This window comes from Pseudovibrio sp. WM33, from assembly GCF_001623165.1.
Lineage (GTDB): Bacteria > Pseudomonadota > Alphaproteobacteria > Rhizobiales > Stappiaceae > Pseudovibrio.
In genome coordinates, this window is sequence record NZ_LMCK01000090.1 from 209,059 (window position 1) to 225,968 (window position 16,910).

A 16,910-nucleotide genomic window follows, 5' to 3' on the forward strand; every position below is an offset into this window, starting at 1 on the left:
ATACGTTCTTGTTTGGGAGGAATGTATTTCGCGTAGGACGGACACCTTGTGGTGACGGCGCCGGCACAAAAGGCGAAAGATGTGCTGACGACCGGCAAGTAGAGAGTACGGACGCGAGGCGAGATATGGCGAACACCCCGAAGGCGAAAGCTCCATCGGAAGTGGCTCTGTCAGCGGTAGAAGAAGCCCTTCAGGCTGATTTTGGCGCTCCACAGGAGTCTATTTTATCCAGTGAACAGGAGAGCACCACTGCGGAACCCCCGCAAATGTCTGCCAGCCCTGCAACGGAGTCTGTAACAACAGCTCCTTCCTCTGATAAAAAACTGGCTCAGCTTGTAGAAGAAAATCAAGCTCCGAGACAGGTTCGCAAACGTGGTCGTGGTGGCCGCCCGCCCACAGCAAGCAACGATGACCGCCAGTCCATTGGCTCACTGATGTTTGCTCTGCAGCGCAAGCCCTCTGCTGCTCCGTTCTGGTTCGCATTTGCAGTCTCCGTTGTCTGGGCCAGCCTTGGCTTGGCAATGTCCTGGGGCTCATTTGCTGCTCAGCTTGAAAAATCATCCTCCTTCTCAGGCGTATTTGAAAACCCGACGCTGGTTCTCATCTCCGTCTTTATTGTTGTTCCAATCGCATTTGTCTGGGTCATGGCTCTCCTGTTCTGGCGAGCACAGGAAATGCGCAACGTCGCACGCGGCATGACGGAAGTTGCTCTTCGTCTTGCTGAGCCTGAAGATGTTGCAAAAGAAAGCATCCTGAACGTTGGTCAGGCAATCCGCCGCGAAGCTGCCGCCATGGGCGACGGCATTGAACGCGCGATTGCACGTGCCAGCGAGCTGGAAGTTCTCATTCATAAGGAAGTCTCTTCCCTTGAGAACTCTTATAATGACAACGAACTGAAAATTCGCCGTCTGGTGGAAGAACTTGTCAGCCAGCGTGAAGCCATTCAGGCAAACGCAGAGCTGGTCCGTGAAACCATCTCCGGCTCCCACGAAAATCTTGCATCACAGCTCGCGAACACATCAGAGGAATTCGCCTCCTCTGTTGATCGTGCCCGGGAACGCCTAACCGGTTCGATCGACGCTACGCTTGAGCAGATGACAAGCAAGATCGAAAATCGCGTCACAGAAGCAACCGACAGCTTCACTGAAGCTGGTAGCGAAATGGTCTCCTCGCTGACCGTTCGCTCCGATGATTATGTCGAGCGCCTCACCTCCACTGGCTCTGAGCTGGTTGAAACACTCTCCGACACCGGCTCCAAGCTCTCTGAAACACTTCACGAGCGCGGATCTTCCATCAATGAAGAGTTCTCCTCTACTGCAAACTCCTTCATTGATAACCTGACCGAGCGTGGCACAGACCTCAATACCCGTCTTTCTGAAACCTCAGAAGCACTCGTTGACAATCTGGCAAGCCGCAGCGATGAAATCACCGCTTCTCTGTCCTCCACCGGAACTGAAATTGTTGAGGGTCTTTCCACTCGCGGCAATGAAATCAGCGACCTGTTGGCAGAACGCGGCGATGCTCTGAACGCAACACTCGGTGCTGCTGGCGCAGAACTGTCTGCAACCATCACAGACCAGACAGAAGCCATGAAAGGCGTTCTGCAGGCACAGGGTACTGAGCTGACTGCGTCTATTGAAGAGACCGTCTCTTCTGTGACCGCACAGTTTGTTGGCGCAAGCTCTGACCTGACACAAACTCTGATAACCACATCCGGTGATGTTGTTGGCCAGATCAGTGCAGCAAACACAGAACTTAACTCCACACTGACCAACGGTCTTTCCGAGTTTACATCCAGCGTTTCGCAAACCAGCGCTGAGCTGGCACAGACACTGGTGATCACCACATCAACCGTTACCAAGCAGTTGACCGAAGCAAATGCGTCTCTGACCGATACGCTCAACGTTTCAGTTCAGTCCATCAGCTCTGCTGCTGAAGGGGCAAGCTCTGAGGTGAGTGCTGTTCTTTCAAGCGGCGTGACAGAGTTGAGCGCAAGCGTCACAAGCGCAAGCTCCGAACTCTCGCAAGCTCTGGCAACAACAACCTCCACTGTGACCGATCAGATCAACAGTGCAAACGACACCCTGACAGAAACAATGAACCTTGGCGTTGTTTCCATTAACCAGAGTGTCGAAACCGCAGGTTCCGAGCTGACAACGACACTTCTCACCGCTTCCAGCGAAGTCACTGAGAAGATCACTACAGCAAACGACAACCTGACTGAGACCCTGAAGGGTGGCATCGATACCATCACCCGTACAGTGGATGGCGTCAGCGGCGAACTCTCCCAGTCTCTGGACAGCGGTGTTGAGCTTCTGTCTCAAACGGTTAGCAACACAACCTCTGTTATGGCAGAGACAATGGAAAGCGGCGTAGCTAATCTCAACGAGAGTGTTTACGGCGTATCCGCACAGCTGACAGAAACACTGGACACCAGCGCATCCAACTTCACAGCATCTGTATCCGGCGCGACCGCCAACATCACAGAAGCTCTGGAAGATGGCGTCTCCAGTCTCAGCACCACTGTTTCTGGTGCAAAAGAGCATATCTCCGAGGCTTTGGAAGGCGGCGTTGTCACACTCAGCGAAACCGTCAATGCTGCAGGTTCCCAGATCTCCACGATCATGGACAGCGGTGTGGGTAGCCTGACCGACACAGTCAAAACTGCAGACACAATCATTTCCGAAACGCTGAATACAGGCGTCGGCAGCCTTAGCGAAACCGTCAATGCTGCAAGCTCCCAGATCTCAACGATCATGGACAGCGGTGTGGGCAGCCTGACCGACACAGTCAAAACTGCAAACACAATCATTTCCGAGACGCTGGATACAAGCGTCGGCAGCCTCAACGAAACCGTCAACTCCGCAAGCGAGCAGATCTCGACGCTTATGGAGACCGGCGTTGGCAGCTTGAACGAGACCGTAAACACGGCCAATACTCAGCTGACAGATACGCTGAACCTGACAGTCACAACAGTTTCCGATCAGTTCGGCAGTGCAAACGCACAGCTGCATGAAACGCTCGAAACCTCTATCTCTGGCGTCACCGATCACTTCACCTCCGCAAGCACACGTCTTTCCGACGAGATCCTTACCCGCAGTGAAGAAATCAACGCCAACCTGTCTCTTACAAGTGGCCGCCTGATCGACACGATCACAGGCCGCACCGAAGAGATGATGGGTGTTGTTGATGAGCGTGTGACCAACCTGGACACTGCCCTGCGTTCAACCGGCGAACAGGCAGCAGAAGGCATTGCAAACCGTGGTCGCGAGATCAACGAAGCAATAGCTGTTCAGTGCACCGACTTCATCGACACACTGTCCCACCGCTCCACTGAGGTTTCCGAAGTGTTGCGCGGCGCTGGTGAAAGCATCATTGCGGATCTGTCTCTGCGTGGCGGCGACATTGCGACCCGTCTGGATGACACGGCAAACACACTCGGCACCACCATCACAGTTAGCGGCGGCGAGCTGGCTGACCGTCTTGGCAACGTCAGCACTCAGATCTATGAGAGCATCACCATCAACGGTGCTGAGCTTGATCAACGTCTGGCAGAGCGCGGCGCAGAAGTTGCTGACACCATCAGCAAACAGACATCCGCCTTCAAGACTGCTCTTGAAAGCACAACAACCGACATCACCGGCGCACTTGGCCTGCGCACTGAGGAACTGGCTGACAAACTGGCTGACACCGGTACACAGCTGGCATACCTCATCGGCTCTCGTGGTGAGCGCGTAACAGCTGATCTGACCGAAATCGGCGATCGCATTACCGAAACCCTCGACATCCGTGGCCGTGCTTTGAACGATGGCCTGGCAAGCAAACTGGCAGAACTGGAACAGGTTGTTACCGAAAGCGGTTCCGATCTTGTTCAGTCCCTCGATTTGCGCAGTCAGAACATCGGCGAATCCTTCGACAACCGCATCGAGACACTCGACGCGAGACTCGAAGAACGAACCAGCACCTTCGAGCAGAGCTTCGATACACGCGCAGCAGCCCTCACCGAGACCATCGAAAGCCGCACCACAAAGCTGGCAGACGCGGTCGAACAGGGCACTGGCATCATCGCAAGCACTCTGGAAGAGAAAACCCAGTCCATCTCCAGGATCCTCGAAGATCGTACCGACATCATTGCGGTCAATCTCTCCGAGCGTGTGGAACAGGTTGGCGTCTCTCTTTCCAACCGTGCAGAGAAGATCGGCGAAATCCTCGCTCAGCGTTCAGAAGCCATCGAAGAGACAATCTCCACAAGCCTGTCCACTTTCGATCAGGCAGTTGGCGACAAAGTCGAGGCAGCTGCAACTGTCATCTCCGACCGTGCAGAACACCTTGCAGACTCTCTATCCACCGGCACAGAGCGCATCGATCAGGCTCTGGACGCACGCGCCAAGCAGATCTCTGAAACTCTGGTCAGTCGCACCCGCGAGATTGCCAAGGCATTCCACGACGGTCAGACCGAGATCAACGAAGCGCTCGACAGCCGTCTGGAAGAAGCTGGCAGCATCATCGTTCAGCAGTCCAAGAACCTCACCGACGCTCTGTCCGAGCAGGTCGCAGAGATCAACGTTTCTCTTGGCTCCAAAGTGTTCGAAGTTGCAGAAACACTCGACACCCGCTCCAAAGCTCTCGAAACGATCCTCAACGATCGCCTCGAAGCAATCTCCTCTACCATGGGAGACGAGAGCGAGAAGGCAGCAACCACGCTTACAAGCGCAATGGCAGAGGCAACCTCTTCCCTTGGCTCCGAAAGCACCCGTGTTCGCGACCTTATCCTCGAAGTCGTTGGTCAGGCATCCGATCGTCTTGCTCAGGAACGTGACCTCACAACCGAGAAGGTTGTCAGCAGCGTAGAGCAGCTGTCCGGCACACTGAGCAAAGAAGGCGAGCGTCTGCAGGAAATCGTTTCCAACTCCATCGGCGAAGCCCGCAACTCTCTGGAAGGCGAAGGCGAGAAAGCAGCAGCAGCTGTTTCCGATGCCATGGCAACCGTCCGCGGTACGCTCACCAAGGAAGGCGACGAAGTCGCACAGCGCGTTCTCAGCACTGTGGCTCAGGCAGCTAACGCTCTGGCCGTGGAAAGCGAAAACGCCCGCGCCATGTACACCGCAACCCTGGCTGAAATGTCTGGTGCCCTCACCGGCGAAAGCGACAAGGTCCGTGGTGATCTGTCCCAGACCATCGAGCTGGTAACTGGCCGCCTTTCCGCAGAAAGCGAACGCTCCAAGACGATCCTCGCAGAATCTGCAGAAGACGTCCGCAAGCTTCTGGCTGGCGAAACCGACGAAGTTCGTGCTCGCGTCTTCACCACCATCGAAGAAGCAGCAGGCACTCTGTCCACCCGCGTCAAGTCCGTGGCAGACGAGCTGCTGGTTAAAGCCGAGAACCTCAACGATGCCTTCGGCAGCCGCTCTGCTGAGCTTTCCGAGATCATCGGCAAGGACGGCAGCGAGTTGATCACTGCCATCGAAAACCGCGCTCATGACCTCACCACACGCGTCAACGAAGTCCAGAACGCAATTCTGGATGCAGTGGCCGTGAAGGGCCGTGAAGTCTCTGACCGCTTCGCACAGAACGGTCTGCAGGCAACACGCGATTTGGTTGAAGCTGGCGACAAGATCGTGACTGCAATCGATGAGCGCAGCAACATCGCAACAACCCGTCTGGACGACAGCCGCGAGCGTATGCAGGCCGACATGAACGTCCTGCTCAACGCAGTCTCCACAAAGGGTCAGGAAGTTGCAGAGACCGTCACCCGTCAGGGTGCAGTCGCAACCGATGCTCTGACACAAACCATCGACGGCATCGGCAACACCATCGAAGATCGCACCCGGATGGCTGTGAACGTGATGACAGGTACCAAAGAGCGTCTGGAAACAGATGTCTCCGAAATCCTGACACGCCTCAACGCATCCAACGGAAGCCTTCGTCAGATCCTTGCATCCGCAAGTGAGAACCTGTCTGAAGTTGAAACCAACCTCGCAAACCGTGCAGGTGAGTTCAGAACCGCGATCGACCGTGCTGTTACCGAGACTGAAGCAGCAAACGCCACCATCGAGAACCAGGTCGGCCAGCTCCGCAACACAACACATACCGTGCTTGCAGACGCTGCGAAGATCGCAGGTCGCATGGAAGACCAGAACCAGCTTCTCGGTCAGGCCATTGCAGATCTGGAAGCAACCAACACCCATGTTGACAGTCGCTTCACAGACCGCCGCATGGCAATCGAAATGGTTGCAGACACGCTGATCAAGAAAACCTCTGATGTTGAAGTGCTCATGGCGAACTACACCAACACCCTTGGTGATACGCTTGAAGTTGCTGACGACAAGGCCCGCGAAGTTTCCGGCATGCTCCGTGCTGCTGCAGAAGCTGCGACCAAGTCTGTAACTGAGCAGTTCGAAAGCATGCGCATGACCGCTGGTATGGAAGGTCAGAAGGCACGTGATGCAGTTAAAGCTGCCCACGATGATATCCTTCATGACATGAAGTCCACCGTCACTGAGGCATCCGAGCGCTTTACTGATGCAACATCCCGCATGCGTGAAGTTGCCCGTTCAGTACACCATGAGCTGGAAGCAACCCGCTCTGAACTGAATGCAGGTATTCTGGCTCTGCCGGATGAAGCCGAAGCGTCTACCTCTGCACTGCGTCGCATCGTGAGCGAACAGGTGAAAGCACTGGAGGAACTCTCCACAATCGTGTCCCGCCAGTCCTCTCAGTTCGATGTGTCTACGCCAGCTGAACCGGCACGTGCAGTCAATGCAGCTCCGGCAGCAGTGGCAGCGACCAGCCAGTACGCAGCAGCTGAAGCACCAACTCTGCAGCAAGTTGCAGCCACCGGCGCAAAGCCAGCACGTATGGCGCCAAGCCCCCGCCGCATGGAAGCACCAGCTCCACGGGCAAAGCGTCCTCAGCCAACACCAGCGGCTGCACCGCAGGGAAACGGTACGTCCAAGGGCTGGATCAGCGACCTGCTCCGCCGCGCTTCAGACGATGAAGACACACTGGGCGGACATCCGCGTGACACGGCAAACGCACGCACCCCGCAGCACATGGTTGAATCCCTCAACTCCCTGAGCATGGACATTGCTCGTGCAGTTGATCATGAGACCTTTGTGGATCTGTGGGAGCGTTACAAGCGCGGCGAACGTGATGTCTTCACCCGTCGCCTGTACACCCTGCAAGGTCAGCAGACCTTCGACGAGATCCGCCAGAAGTATGGCCGCGATCCTGAATTCCGCAGCGCAGTTGAGCGTTACATTCAGGACTTCGAACAACTCCTGTCTCAGGTCTCCAGAAGCGACAGCGACAATCAGCTCGGTCAGACCTACCTGACCTCTGATACCGGCAAGGTCTACACCATGCTTGCTCACGCAAGTGGCCGCTTCGACTAAACACAGCAGTCATTCAAACTCAAAAAAGGCTCCTGATATTTTCAGGAGCCTTTTTTGTTGGTTCAGCACAACTACACCAGCCACCCTACCTGCTGCCTTAGTGCATTGCTTCTCAGACCTCTCAGATTTTGTCATCTTCGACCCCAAAACTCTCTCATTCGCATCCTACAACTCGGGGATGTTTGATCCTCAGAGGAAGCGATAGGGTGTGCTTCACAAGAGCAAAGGCGGAAAAGAGCGATGCAGGCAACGTGGCGGCGAAATTCCTTAAAAAACGCACTGGAACACATCCACTCAACAATGCAGCTGAAGTTCGGGTTCCGGTTGTGGGATGGCACACATGTTCCCGCCAACCCGCCTCCAGCAATCATTGCAATCAACGATCCCGGCGTGATCTCGGCGCTTTTGCGACGCCCCAGGATTGAGACACTCGTTGATGCATGGGTACAAAAGCGGGTCGATATCGAAGGGGTAAACCTCTTTGAGATGGCAGAATTGCGCCCACCCGGAAAAGCAAGCAAGCTCGCCAAAAACCTGAACCGTCGCCTACTCGCAAAAGCAGTCCTGCCCTTTCTGTTCGCCCCCTCAAAACGCCGTGCTAGCTCAGAGGTAAAAGGAGAAGGTGCCCGTGATGGCAGCGAAGCCTCTAACAAGCGCAATATCGCCCACCACTATGATGTCTCAAATGAGTTCTACGCGTTATTCCTTGATGAACAAATGCTCTACACCTGCGCCTATTTCACGAAGGCCGAAAACACACTGGATCAGGCACAGCGCGACAAGTTGGATATGATCTGTCGGAAGTTGCGGTTGGAACCGGGAGACCGCCTGTTGGACATCGGGTGTGGTTGGGGCGCTCTCATTTGCCATGCAGCAGAACACTACGGCGTCACCGCCAAAGGCGTGACACTCTCTGAGCAACAAGTCCTGCTGGGCCGCAAAACCATTGCGGAACGAGGCTTGGAAGACCGTGTCTCAATCGAACTGCAGGACTTCTCCAAGCTCTCTGGCACTTTCACGAAAATCTCGTCCATCGGCATGTTTGAGCATGTCGGCCTTGCCAATCACGAAGGATACTTCCAAGCAGTGAAGCGTCTACTGGAACCACGCGGGATCTACCTGCACCATGCCATAACAAGGCCGGGCAAACGCACAGAGAAGAAGTTCAGGAAGAAGCCCGCCGAATACAAAGCACTGATCCGCTACATATTTCCCGGTGGAGAGCTCGACCACATCGGCATGAGCCTCCGCAACCTCGAAGCCACAGGCTTTGAAGTGCACGATGTGGAAGGCTGGCGGGAACATTACGCTTACACCACGTCCCACTGGGCAACACGGCTTATGTCACGCAAGGAGGAGGCGATCGCTCTGGTTGGAGAAGAAACCTTCAGAATGTGGGCACTGTATCTGGCAGGCGTCTCACTGGCATTTGAACGCGGTTCCGCACAAATCTTCCAGACAGTCGCAACCCGAAAAACAAAAAGCTTCTCCGGAATGCCTCTGACACGAGCCTCCCTGTACAAACGAGAGAATGAGACCTGTTAGCGATCAGATGCCCTATGAACTCGTCAGAAGCGGTTGCGGCAATCAGCTCACCAGAGCAAAAGCAATGGCCCACATGACAACAGCAATGCCCCCATCAAGAACCTGCCAGGAGGTGGGATTTGCAAATATTGGCCGCAGCAAACGAGCGCCATATCCCAGCGAGAAGAAGAACACGAAGGACGCCACGACAGCACCCATGCCAAAAATGTATTCAGCACCTTCATGGCGACTGGCAACAGAGCCGACAAGCAGCACTGTATCCAGATAGACATGTGGGTTCAAAAACGTAAGCGACAACACCACAACAAGTGTACCGACAATCCCTGCCGTTTTGCCCTCATCCGGACTGAGAGCCGCCCCTCCTCTGATCGCGGACAAAGCGCTGCGAGCACCGTAGATAACCAGAAAACCAGCCCCGCCGTACCGTAGAAATGGCTCTAATTCGGGAATCGTCGCAGATATTGCCGCGAGACTGGATATTCCAACCGTAATCAGAAAGGCATCACTAACAGCACATGTGATGCAGGTCAGGAAAACATGCTCTCCTCGCAAGCCCTGCCTCAGCACAAAAGCGTTTTGTGAGCCAATTGCGAAGATCAAACTAAGGCCAAGAGAAAAGCCGGAAAAGGCGACTGATAAGACTGACATTGGGTTTCCTAAGAGGGGAACTGAGAACTCATTGCCAACTTGACTACCTCGCCCTTCACCATTAGTGAAATTCAAATACCTTCTTCTACATTAGAGATTCTAATGGATTTTGACCGAGCACAACTGGCCGCATTCGCATCAATCCTGACCACTGGTACATTTGAGAGAGCCGCACAATACCTCGGCATCACGCAATCCGCAGTATCTCAACGCCTGAAGGCCCTTGAAGAGAAACTTGGCTGCGTCCTCGTAATACGAAGTACGCCATGTATCGCCACCACTCAGGGGGAAGTGCTGCTTCGACACGCCAACGAAGTTTCTTTGCTGGAGAAACAGGTCAAAGAGGAAATCGGCTTTTCGAGCGAGGCCAGCAACCTGACCAGCCTCCAGATAGCAGTCAACGCAGACAGCCTTGCCACGTGGTTCATTGATGCACTCGCACAGGTGGATGGTTTTCTGTTCGACCTGAAGATTGACGATCAAGACCACAGCGCAAACTGGTTGCGACGCGGGGAAGTTCAGGCCGCTGTCAGTGCGGAACCAACACCCATACGGGGATGCGATTGTTTTCCTTTGGGCGCTCTGCGTTACCGGGCAACAGCAAGTCCGGCTTTCGTCAAACAATGGTTCCCGAAAGGCGTCACCCTTGATGCACTGAAGCTCGCACCTGCGCTCACCTACAACATCAAAGATACGCTACAGACAGAATGGTTGCGCGCAGTATTTGGAGAGAGCATTTTCCCAAACACCCATTGGCTCCCAAGTCCTCAGGCGTTTATCGACGCCACAGTCAATCACATCGGTTGGGGCATGAACCCGAGCATTCTGGTCGATCCACTCATTGAGCAAGGGAAGCTGGTTGAGCTGATCCCGGACACGCCATTCGACACAAAACTTTTCTGGCATACAAGCCGGGCAACAGCCCACACAATAGCACCCCTCACAACAGCCATACGCCAGGCAGCAAGATCAGCACTGGCAGACTAAGGCCAGATGTGAGTAGCCTGAACAAGCATCTCTGTTTTCCAGAGCACGATACAAACGCCTTGGTACAAATTGCTAAATTGACCTAGAAATCAACACCATAGTAGTTCTGCCTACCTGCGCCAGTGTATCGGGCACGCCACCGCATCGAACTGAGCAGCTCCTTCTCATCGGCCAACACAAGGAATGCTGACATGAACCACCCAAACATCGCAATTCTCGGGGCTGGAACAATCGGAATGAGTTGGGCAGCGCTGTTCGCAGCCACGGGTCGGCAGGTCACTGTTTATGATCCCTCACCGGAGACAGAAGATCGAGTGTCCACGCTGGTGAAAAATGTCACGAAAACGCTTGCTGCACTTGGATGGCAACATGCCGGTGACACTTCAAAATTGCGGTTTACAAACGACCCTGTGGCAGCAGTATCAGATGCCGACTTCATACAGGAGAGCGTGCCTGAGCGGTTGGAGATCAAACACAGGCTCTACCAGCAGATCGAACCACACCTGAAACCAGAAGTCATCATTGGCAGCTCAACCTCCGGCTTGAAACTCTCGGAGATGCAGGCAGGATTTAACAACCCAGGCCGTTTCATTTTGGCCCACCCGTTCAATCCACCACACCTCATCCCATTGGTAGAGTTGATGGACAACGAGAAAACGGATGCAGGCGTACTCCAATCAGCAAAAGACTTCTATGAGAGCATTGGCAAAGTCTGCGTACGCCTCAACAAAGAAGTTCCGGGACACATTGCAAACCGGCTACAGGCAGCAATCTGGCGCGAGACTATTCACCTGGCGATGGAAGGTGTCGCCAGCGTCGAGGATATAGACAAGGCCGTTGCTTACGGCCCCGGCCTCCGTTGGGCCGCTATGGGTCCAAACACACTCTTGCATCTGGGCGGCGGTGAAGGCGGTATCCGTTCGTTCTGTGATCACCTTGGCGGTCCATTCCAAAGCTGGTGGGACGATTTGGGCACTCCAAGGATCACACCAGAGGTGGTTGATACACTGGAAGACGGTGTGAAGGCCTCATTGGAAAACACATCCATGCAGGAACTGGCAAAGCGCCGAGATGATCTCGTTCTGAAATATGTATTGTCAGGGCGAACCAAGAAAGAGAAAAGCCCGGCCTAAACTGAGCTGACATCCAGCCCATCAAGCGCTGGTCCTATGTTCTCTTCCAACCCGTCCCTACCATGAGCACATGCACAACAAAGGAGAGTGCAATGTGCGCATCAACGGGCTCGGCAAAACCGACAGTTCTGATCGAGAATGAACGCGTAAAAGTCACCGAATGGCGATTCAAACAACACGGAGATAACACGGGCTGGCATCGCCACGCCTACGACTACATCGTTGTCCCGCTCTTCGATGGCACTCTGGAAATCAATTTAAGCAATGGGGAAACAATGGAAGCCGCAATGCAAAACGGTGTTCCATACTTCAAAGAGATTGGCGTAGAGCACGATGTCATCAACGCAAACAACTTCGAATGCGCATTCGTCGAAATTGAACTGCTTGAAGCGCGTCGATAAACACCGGATTTGAACCCGACTACTTCACCGTCCCTGCGACCTCAATCGCAGTCGGTGCAGCAGCAGCAACCTGTCGTTTGCCTGCGTCCTGCTGGCTGTTCAGTGCAGCGCGTTTGGCTGCGGCCTTTGCGCGGGGGATGCGACCGACAGTATTGATAGACCAGCTGGAGATCTGGGCAAGCACATTGTCTGAGGCAGCATTAAGTGCAGGAATTGCATCAGTGACAGTATCGCCGGTTGTTGGCACACTCGCCGCAAAGACACGCATGCCGATGGAACGGCCATCCCGGTCATCCACGATACGTGCAGCCACTTCCACATAGGCTTTGTCACCACCATCCACCTGCAGCTCAAAAGCCCGCAGAGTGGTTTGAAGCTGGTAGTCGATCAACAACCCCTGCCCCGGTTGCGAAACGCCGCGCAGCTTGCCGGTGTTCTCCAGCGTCTCAACAAGCTTCGCCTGAAACACACGTGGCAGCGTGTCTGTCCATGCCACCTTTGGGAAGTAGGAGTAAATTGGGCCGCCGCCCTGTGTCACTGCGATATTGCTCGTATCCAACGCTTGAAGAGCGACAGGTGTCGCCACAAGCATTTGATAATCAGAAGCACGGACTTTGACGGGAACATCGCGCGGCGCAGTCAAGCCATACAGAGCTTCAGGACCACTTGCCCCACACCCTGCAAGACCACCCAGCAGAACGGCACCAACAACGATTTTTTTAAGTGTCGAACCGAACACACCGAGCTCCAGCCTACTGCCATTAGCCACTCGCACGTTTTCGAGTCGCTTATCTACATTTTTGTCAAACATTTCAAAAAACTCAACGCCGCTGCGCACCATTAAAGACAGGTGTGTCCGATCCGCCGAAAATCACGCGATTTGGGTTACGGTCAAAATTGCTCACAGCACGCCGAATTTCAATAAGTGTCTGGTTTAACTGTTGCATTGCTGCAGTAAAGTCCTGTCCGCCTTGTTGGCTTAGTTTCAACAGGGCAGCAGAGATTGGCTCTGCCCGCAAGGCAAACGCATCCGCAACCTTGCGAATGGAAGCCGCAGCCTCAGTCGCTTCCTTGATGAAGCCCTGCCCATCAGCTGAAACCATGCCGTCTACTTTCTCCAAAATCGTGTTCACACGAACGGAGGCAGCGTTCAGGTTTGTCGCAATGCTCTTCGCCTGGTTAATCACTTTATCGACGTCCGGCACCTTCTTTTTCAGCTCGCTCGTCATGTCGTTGACAGATTTCGCAGCATTCTGAATTTCATCAATCGCTTTGGCAAGGCCCGGTGTTTTCTCAGCAAGAGTGGTCGCTACTTTGTCAACCGAAGCAACAATATTGGAGACCTTTGCAGGGTCGATGGCTTCCACAATGCTGTTGGTGTTCGAGATCAGAGAGTTCGCATTGTCCATCGTCTCGCTCAACTGATCAGAGGCAGCACTCAGGTTCGTCCCCACCTCACGGGCAGAAACGATCACGCTGTCGATCTCCTTATTACGCCCGGCAATGGTATTGCTCACTTCACGAATATTCGCTGTGGCAGCGCCCGCATCATCAATGACCTTTGCAATCACCTGATCTTTGTCAGAAAGCGTTTTGGTGACCGTTTCAACCGATGACACGATGTTTCTGACTTGCTCAGATTTCACCATGCTCAGGATACGGTTTGCATTCTTCGTGGTCAGCACAATCTCATTAGATGCTGTCTCAGCGTTCGTCACGATGCGGTCAATAGCATCCTTGTTCTTGGTCAGTTCAAGGGTCAACTCCCGCGCATTTTCTGCAACAACAGAGGCTGAGGAGAGCATGGTATTGATATCACCACGACGCTCAGTCAGGATACCACCAAGATCGGACGCGCCTTTCAAGATACGCGCAACCTCTTCAGGTTTAACCGCCCCAATCACAGCTTCAATCTGATCAAGCTCATCGGAAAGCTCTGTCGTAAAGTTCACCAGCTGATCAGAGGCCAGCTTGCCGTTGGCAATGATATCGCCAACACCATCTGCAGAGGCAGACAGTTTCTTGGTCATGACCTCAACATTGGTGACGATCTCACCCAGCTTGTCCGGGGGTACATTCGCCAGCAGGTCTTCACCACGATCAACCAGTTTGCCAATCCGGCCCGAGAGCCCCGTCAGCGCTTTACTTGTCTCCGTCACACCAGCAAGAAAATCATCAACGCCCTTGGCATTGTTTGCCAGTGCCTGAGTAAAGACCTCGACATTCTTTATGGTCTTTTCCACTTCAGGCCGTGCAGTCATCACCAGCTCATCAATATGCGCCAGCGTGGAATCTGCCTTGCGCATGATGTCTTTGGCACCCTCCAGCAAATCCTCAAACTGGGACCTGCGTGCATACATGACCGGAATAGTATCAGCTGCTTTGGAGAACAGCGCCGGACTGTCAGAGGATCCACCGGACAGATCCACATAAGCCACGCCTGTCAGTCCGGTAAACCCAAGAGATGCAACTGTGTCGCGGCGCAGCGGAGCATTGGCATCAACGCGCACAATCGCAACAACAAGCTTGGGGTTTTCAGGATCATAAGTCAGCGCACTCACATCGCCGATCTTGATGCCATTAAACAGCACCTGACCGCCAATCGGCAGACCAGTAACAGCTCCGGGGAAAATAATTTTAACGTCACGACGGCTTGAGCGGTCACCCGCACTCAACAGCCAGAACGTAAACAGAAAGGCAATGCCAACAACAGTTAGAACGAATGCACCAATGGCGATGTTATTTGCGCGGGTTTCCATGCATCCTCCTCACACCCGTTTGAGGGCACGTGCCCCGCGGAAATAGGACTTAACCCAAGGGTGCTCCACCTGCATCATTTCCTCAATGGTTCCTTCGACCAGAACCCTGCGTTCACCCAAAACGGCAATACGGTCACAAATACTATGCAGACTATCCAGATCATGGGTCACCATGTAAACCGTAAGCCCCAGAGTTTCTTTCAGTTTTACAATAAGATCATCAAAATCAGCCGCTCCGATCGGATCAAGACCGGAAGTGGGCTCATCCAGGAACAATAAGTCAGGGTCCAACGACAAGGACCGGGCCAGAGCAGCCCTTTTGATCATACCGCCAGAAAGCTCGGAGGGCAGCTTGTCCGCCGCATCCAGAGGCAGTCCGACCATCTCGATCTTCAGCAAAGCCAGCTCATCCCGCAAACGCGGCGAAAGCTTCAGGTGCTCACGCATCGGCACCTGAATATTCTGCTTCACAGTGAGAGAGGAAAACAACGCTCCCTGTTGAAACAACACCCCCCAGCGCTGCTCAATCTCACGGCGCATGGCATCTGTTGCTTCGTCAAAATCTTGCCCAAACACCTCGATGGACCCGGACCGTCGCGGCGTCAGCCCCAGCACAGCCCGCATGAGCACGGACTTGCCCATGCCAGACGCGCCAACAAAGCCAAGCACTTCACCGCGGTAAACGTCCATATTCAGGTTCTCAAGAACCAGTTTGCTTCCAAAGCCGACGGTAACATCCCGCACCCGAAGCAAAATCTCCCGATCATCAGTCGCACGATGACCTGAGCCCAATCCATTCACCGGTCCTGATTGTCCTAGTCCCATACTGGTTAAAACCCGATAGACGCGAAGAACACAGCAAAAACTCCATCCACCACGATGACCATAAATATAGCTTTCACAACAGAAACAGTCGTATGACGCCCAAGCGACTCTGAAGAGCCCTCAACTTTCATACCTTCCATACACGCGATAAGTCCGATGATCAGGGCCATGAACGGCGCTTTCACAATGCCAACCATCAATGTGTCGACAGTAACAGCCGCCTGCAGTTGTGCAATGAAGGAATGAGGCACAATGCCAAGATACCACCAGCAGGTCAGCCCCGCCCCGAACAACGCCGCGATGTTCGCCAGAAAAACGAGGATCGGAAGCGCAATCATCAGTGCCACCAGACGCGGCAGGATCAACACTTCGGTCACGCGCAAGCCGGTCACTTGAAGCGCATCAATCTCTTCTTGCATCTTCATGGAACCAAGCTCTGCCGTATACGCAGAACCGGATCGACCAGCCACCATAATGGCAGTCAGAATAACACCAATCTCACGAAGAACCAGAATGCCGGAGAGGTCCACCACAAAGATCTCAGCACCAAACTGCTTCAGATAAAACCCGCCCTGCTGCGCAATAATTCCGCCAATCAGAAAGCTCATCAGGCAAACAATCGGAACCGCACCCATGCAGGAGCGCTGAAACTGAACGCCAATTGAAATTGGCCGTAGCCGGCTTGGATGCGTCGCTGCCGCTGTGATAATCGCGGTCAGGCTACCCAGCATTGCCAGAACGTCACGCGTATCACGACCCAGCTGGCGCGTCGCCTCCCCCACGTCCTCCAGATAATTGACGAAAGAGTTACCAGAGTGTTCTTCGGCAGGATTATCGACGTCTTCCCGGTCAACTTCCTTCAGCAAGATGTCAAAACGCTCATCCTCATAGATGAACTTGACCTCTCGCCCCTGTTCGGCTTGCTCCATCTGGAACCGCTGCAGCAACCAGGCACCAGCCGTATCGAGAAAACTAACCGCTTTTAAATCCACACAAATTACGGAATGACTGAGTCCGGACGCGGTCTGATTGATGAGTTTTTCGCAAGTAGAACCCTGCCGGATGCCCCAGGCACCGGAAGCCGTGAGCAAAAGTAACGTACCGTCTTCGGCAGTTACCAGGTCCGGCGCATCCATTTTATCAGTCAGCTTCATCACGGGACCCTGCGCCCTATAATCCAAAAATCCTATTGATCCTATACAGCTTTCTGTAGTGTGT

Annotated in this window: 10 protein-coding genes; 5 read left to right on the forward strand and 5 right to left on the reverse strand. The window is 54.0% G+C overall.

Annotation, left to right across the window (positions count from 1 at the left end; genetic code table 11):
* Window positions 1-125: 125 nt before the first annotated feature.
* Together PsWM33_RS16350 and PsWM33_RS16355 are read left to right on the forward strand one after the other, a co-directional pair.
* A complete protein-coding gene (locus PsWM33_RS16350) occupies window positions 126-7,394 on the forward strand; it encodes an apolipoprotein A-IV repeat region-like domain-containing protein (protein ID WP_063300917.1) in 7,269 nt (2,422 codons plus the stop codon).
* A 240-nt stretch (window positions 7,395-7,634) separates the two neighbouring features.
* On the forward strand, window positions 7,635-8,939 hold the full coding sequence (locus PsWM33_RS16355; RefSeq protein WP_063300918.1) for an SAM-dependent methyltransferase: 1,305 nt from the start codon (window positions 7,635-7,637) through the stop codon (window positions 8,937-8,939).
* Between the two features lie 42 nt (window positions 8,940-8,981).
* Here PsWM33_RS16355 and PsWM33_RS16360 read toward each other — a convergent pair whose 3' ends face one another.
* Entirely contained in the window at window positions 8,982-9,587 is a 606-nt protein-coding gene (locus PsWM33_RS16360) for a LysE/ArgO family amino acid transporter (RefSeq protein WP_063300919.1), read from the reverse strand.
* Window positions 9,588-9,689: 102 nt separating this feature from the next.
* Here PsWM33_RS16360 and PsWM33_RS16365 point away from each other — a divergent pair, with 102 nt between their 5' ends.
* The 3 genes from PsWM33_RS16365 (at window position 9,690) to PsWM33_RS16375 (ending at window position 12,108) form a co-directional block, all read left to right on the forward strand.
* Entirely contained in the window at window positions 9,690-10,574 is an 885-nt protein-coding gene (locus PsWM33_RS16365; protein ID WP_063300920.1) for a LysR family transcriptional regulator ArgP, read from the forward strand.
* Between the two features lie 191 nt (window positions 10,575-10,765).
* The gene (locus PsWM33_RS16370; protein WP_063300921.1) at window positions 10,766-11,707 is read left to right on the forward strand and encodes a 3-hydroxyacyl-CoA dehydrogenase family protein; all 942 of its coding nucleotides are present in this window, start codon (window positions 10,766-10,768) and stop codon (window positions 11,705-11,707) included.
* Window positions 11,708-11,799: 92 nt separating this feature from the next.
* The gene (locus PsWM33_RS16375) at window positions 11,800-12,108 is read left to right on the forward strand and encodes a cupin domain-containing protein (RefSeq protein ID WP_063300922.1); all 309 of its coding nucleotides are present in this window, start codon (window positions 11,800-11,802) and stop codon (window positions 12,106-12,108) included.
* A 19-nt stretch (window positions 12,109-12,127) separates the two neighbouring features.
* On the opposite strand, the gene PsWM33_RS16380 is transcribed toward PsWM33_RS16375, so the two are convergent.
* The 4 genes from PsWM33_RS16380 to PsWM33_RS16395 are packed head-to-tail and all read right to left on the reverse strand — an operon-like array spanning window position 12,128 to window position 16,846.
* Window positions 12,128-12,919 (reverse strand): ABC-type transport auxiliary lipoprotein family protein, encoded by a 792-nt coding sequence (locus tag PsWM33_RS16380; RefSeq protein ID WP_208994591.1) that lies wholly within the window; start codon window positions 12,917-12,919, stop codon window positions 12,128-12,130.
* 10 nt (window positions 12,920-12,929) lie between these two features.
* Window positions 12,930-14,867 carry an MlaD family protein gene (locus tag PsWM33_RS16385; protein ID WP_063300924.1) on the reverse strand — a complete coding sequence of 646 codons (1,938 nt, stop codon included), beginning with the start codon at window positions 14,865-14,867 and terminating at the stop codon, window positions 12,930-12,932.
* Window positions 14,868-14,876: 9 nt separating this feature from the next.
* The gene (locus PsWM33_RS16390) at window positions 14,877-15,692 is read right to left on the reverse strand and encodes an ABC transporter ATP-binding protein (RefSeq protein ID WP_063300925.1); all 816 of its coding nucleotides are present in this window, start codon (window positions 15,690-15,692) and stop codon (window positions 14,877-14,879) included.
* 5 nt (window positions 15,693-15,697) lie between these two features.
* Window positions 15,698-16,846, reverse strand: coding sequence for an MlaE family ABC transporter permease (locus PsWM33_RS16395; protein ID WP_063300926.1), 1,149 nt, complete (start codon window positions 16,844-16,846; stop codon window positions 15,698-15,700).
* Window positions 16,847-16,910: the final 64 nt, after the last annotated feature.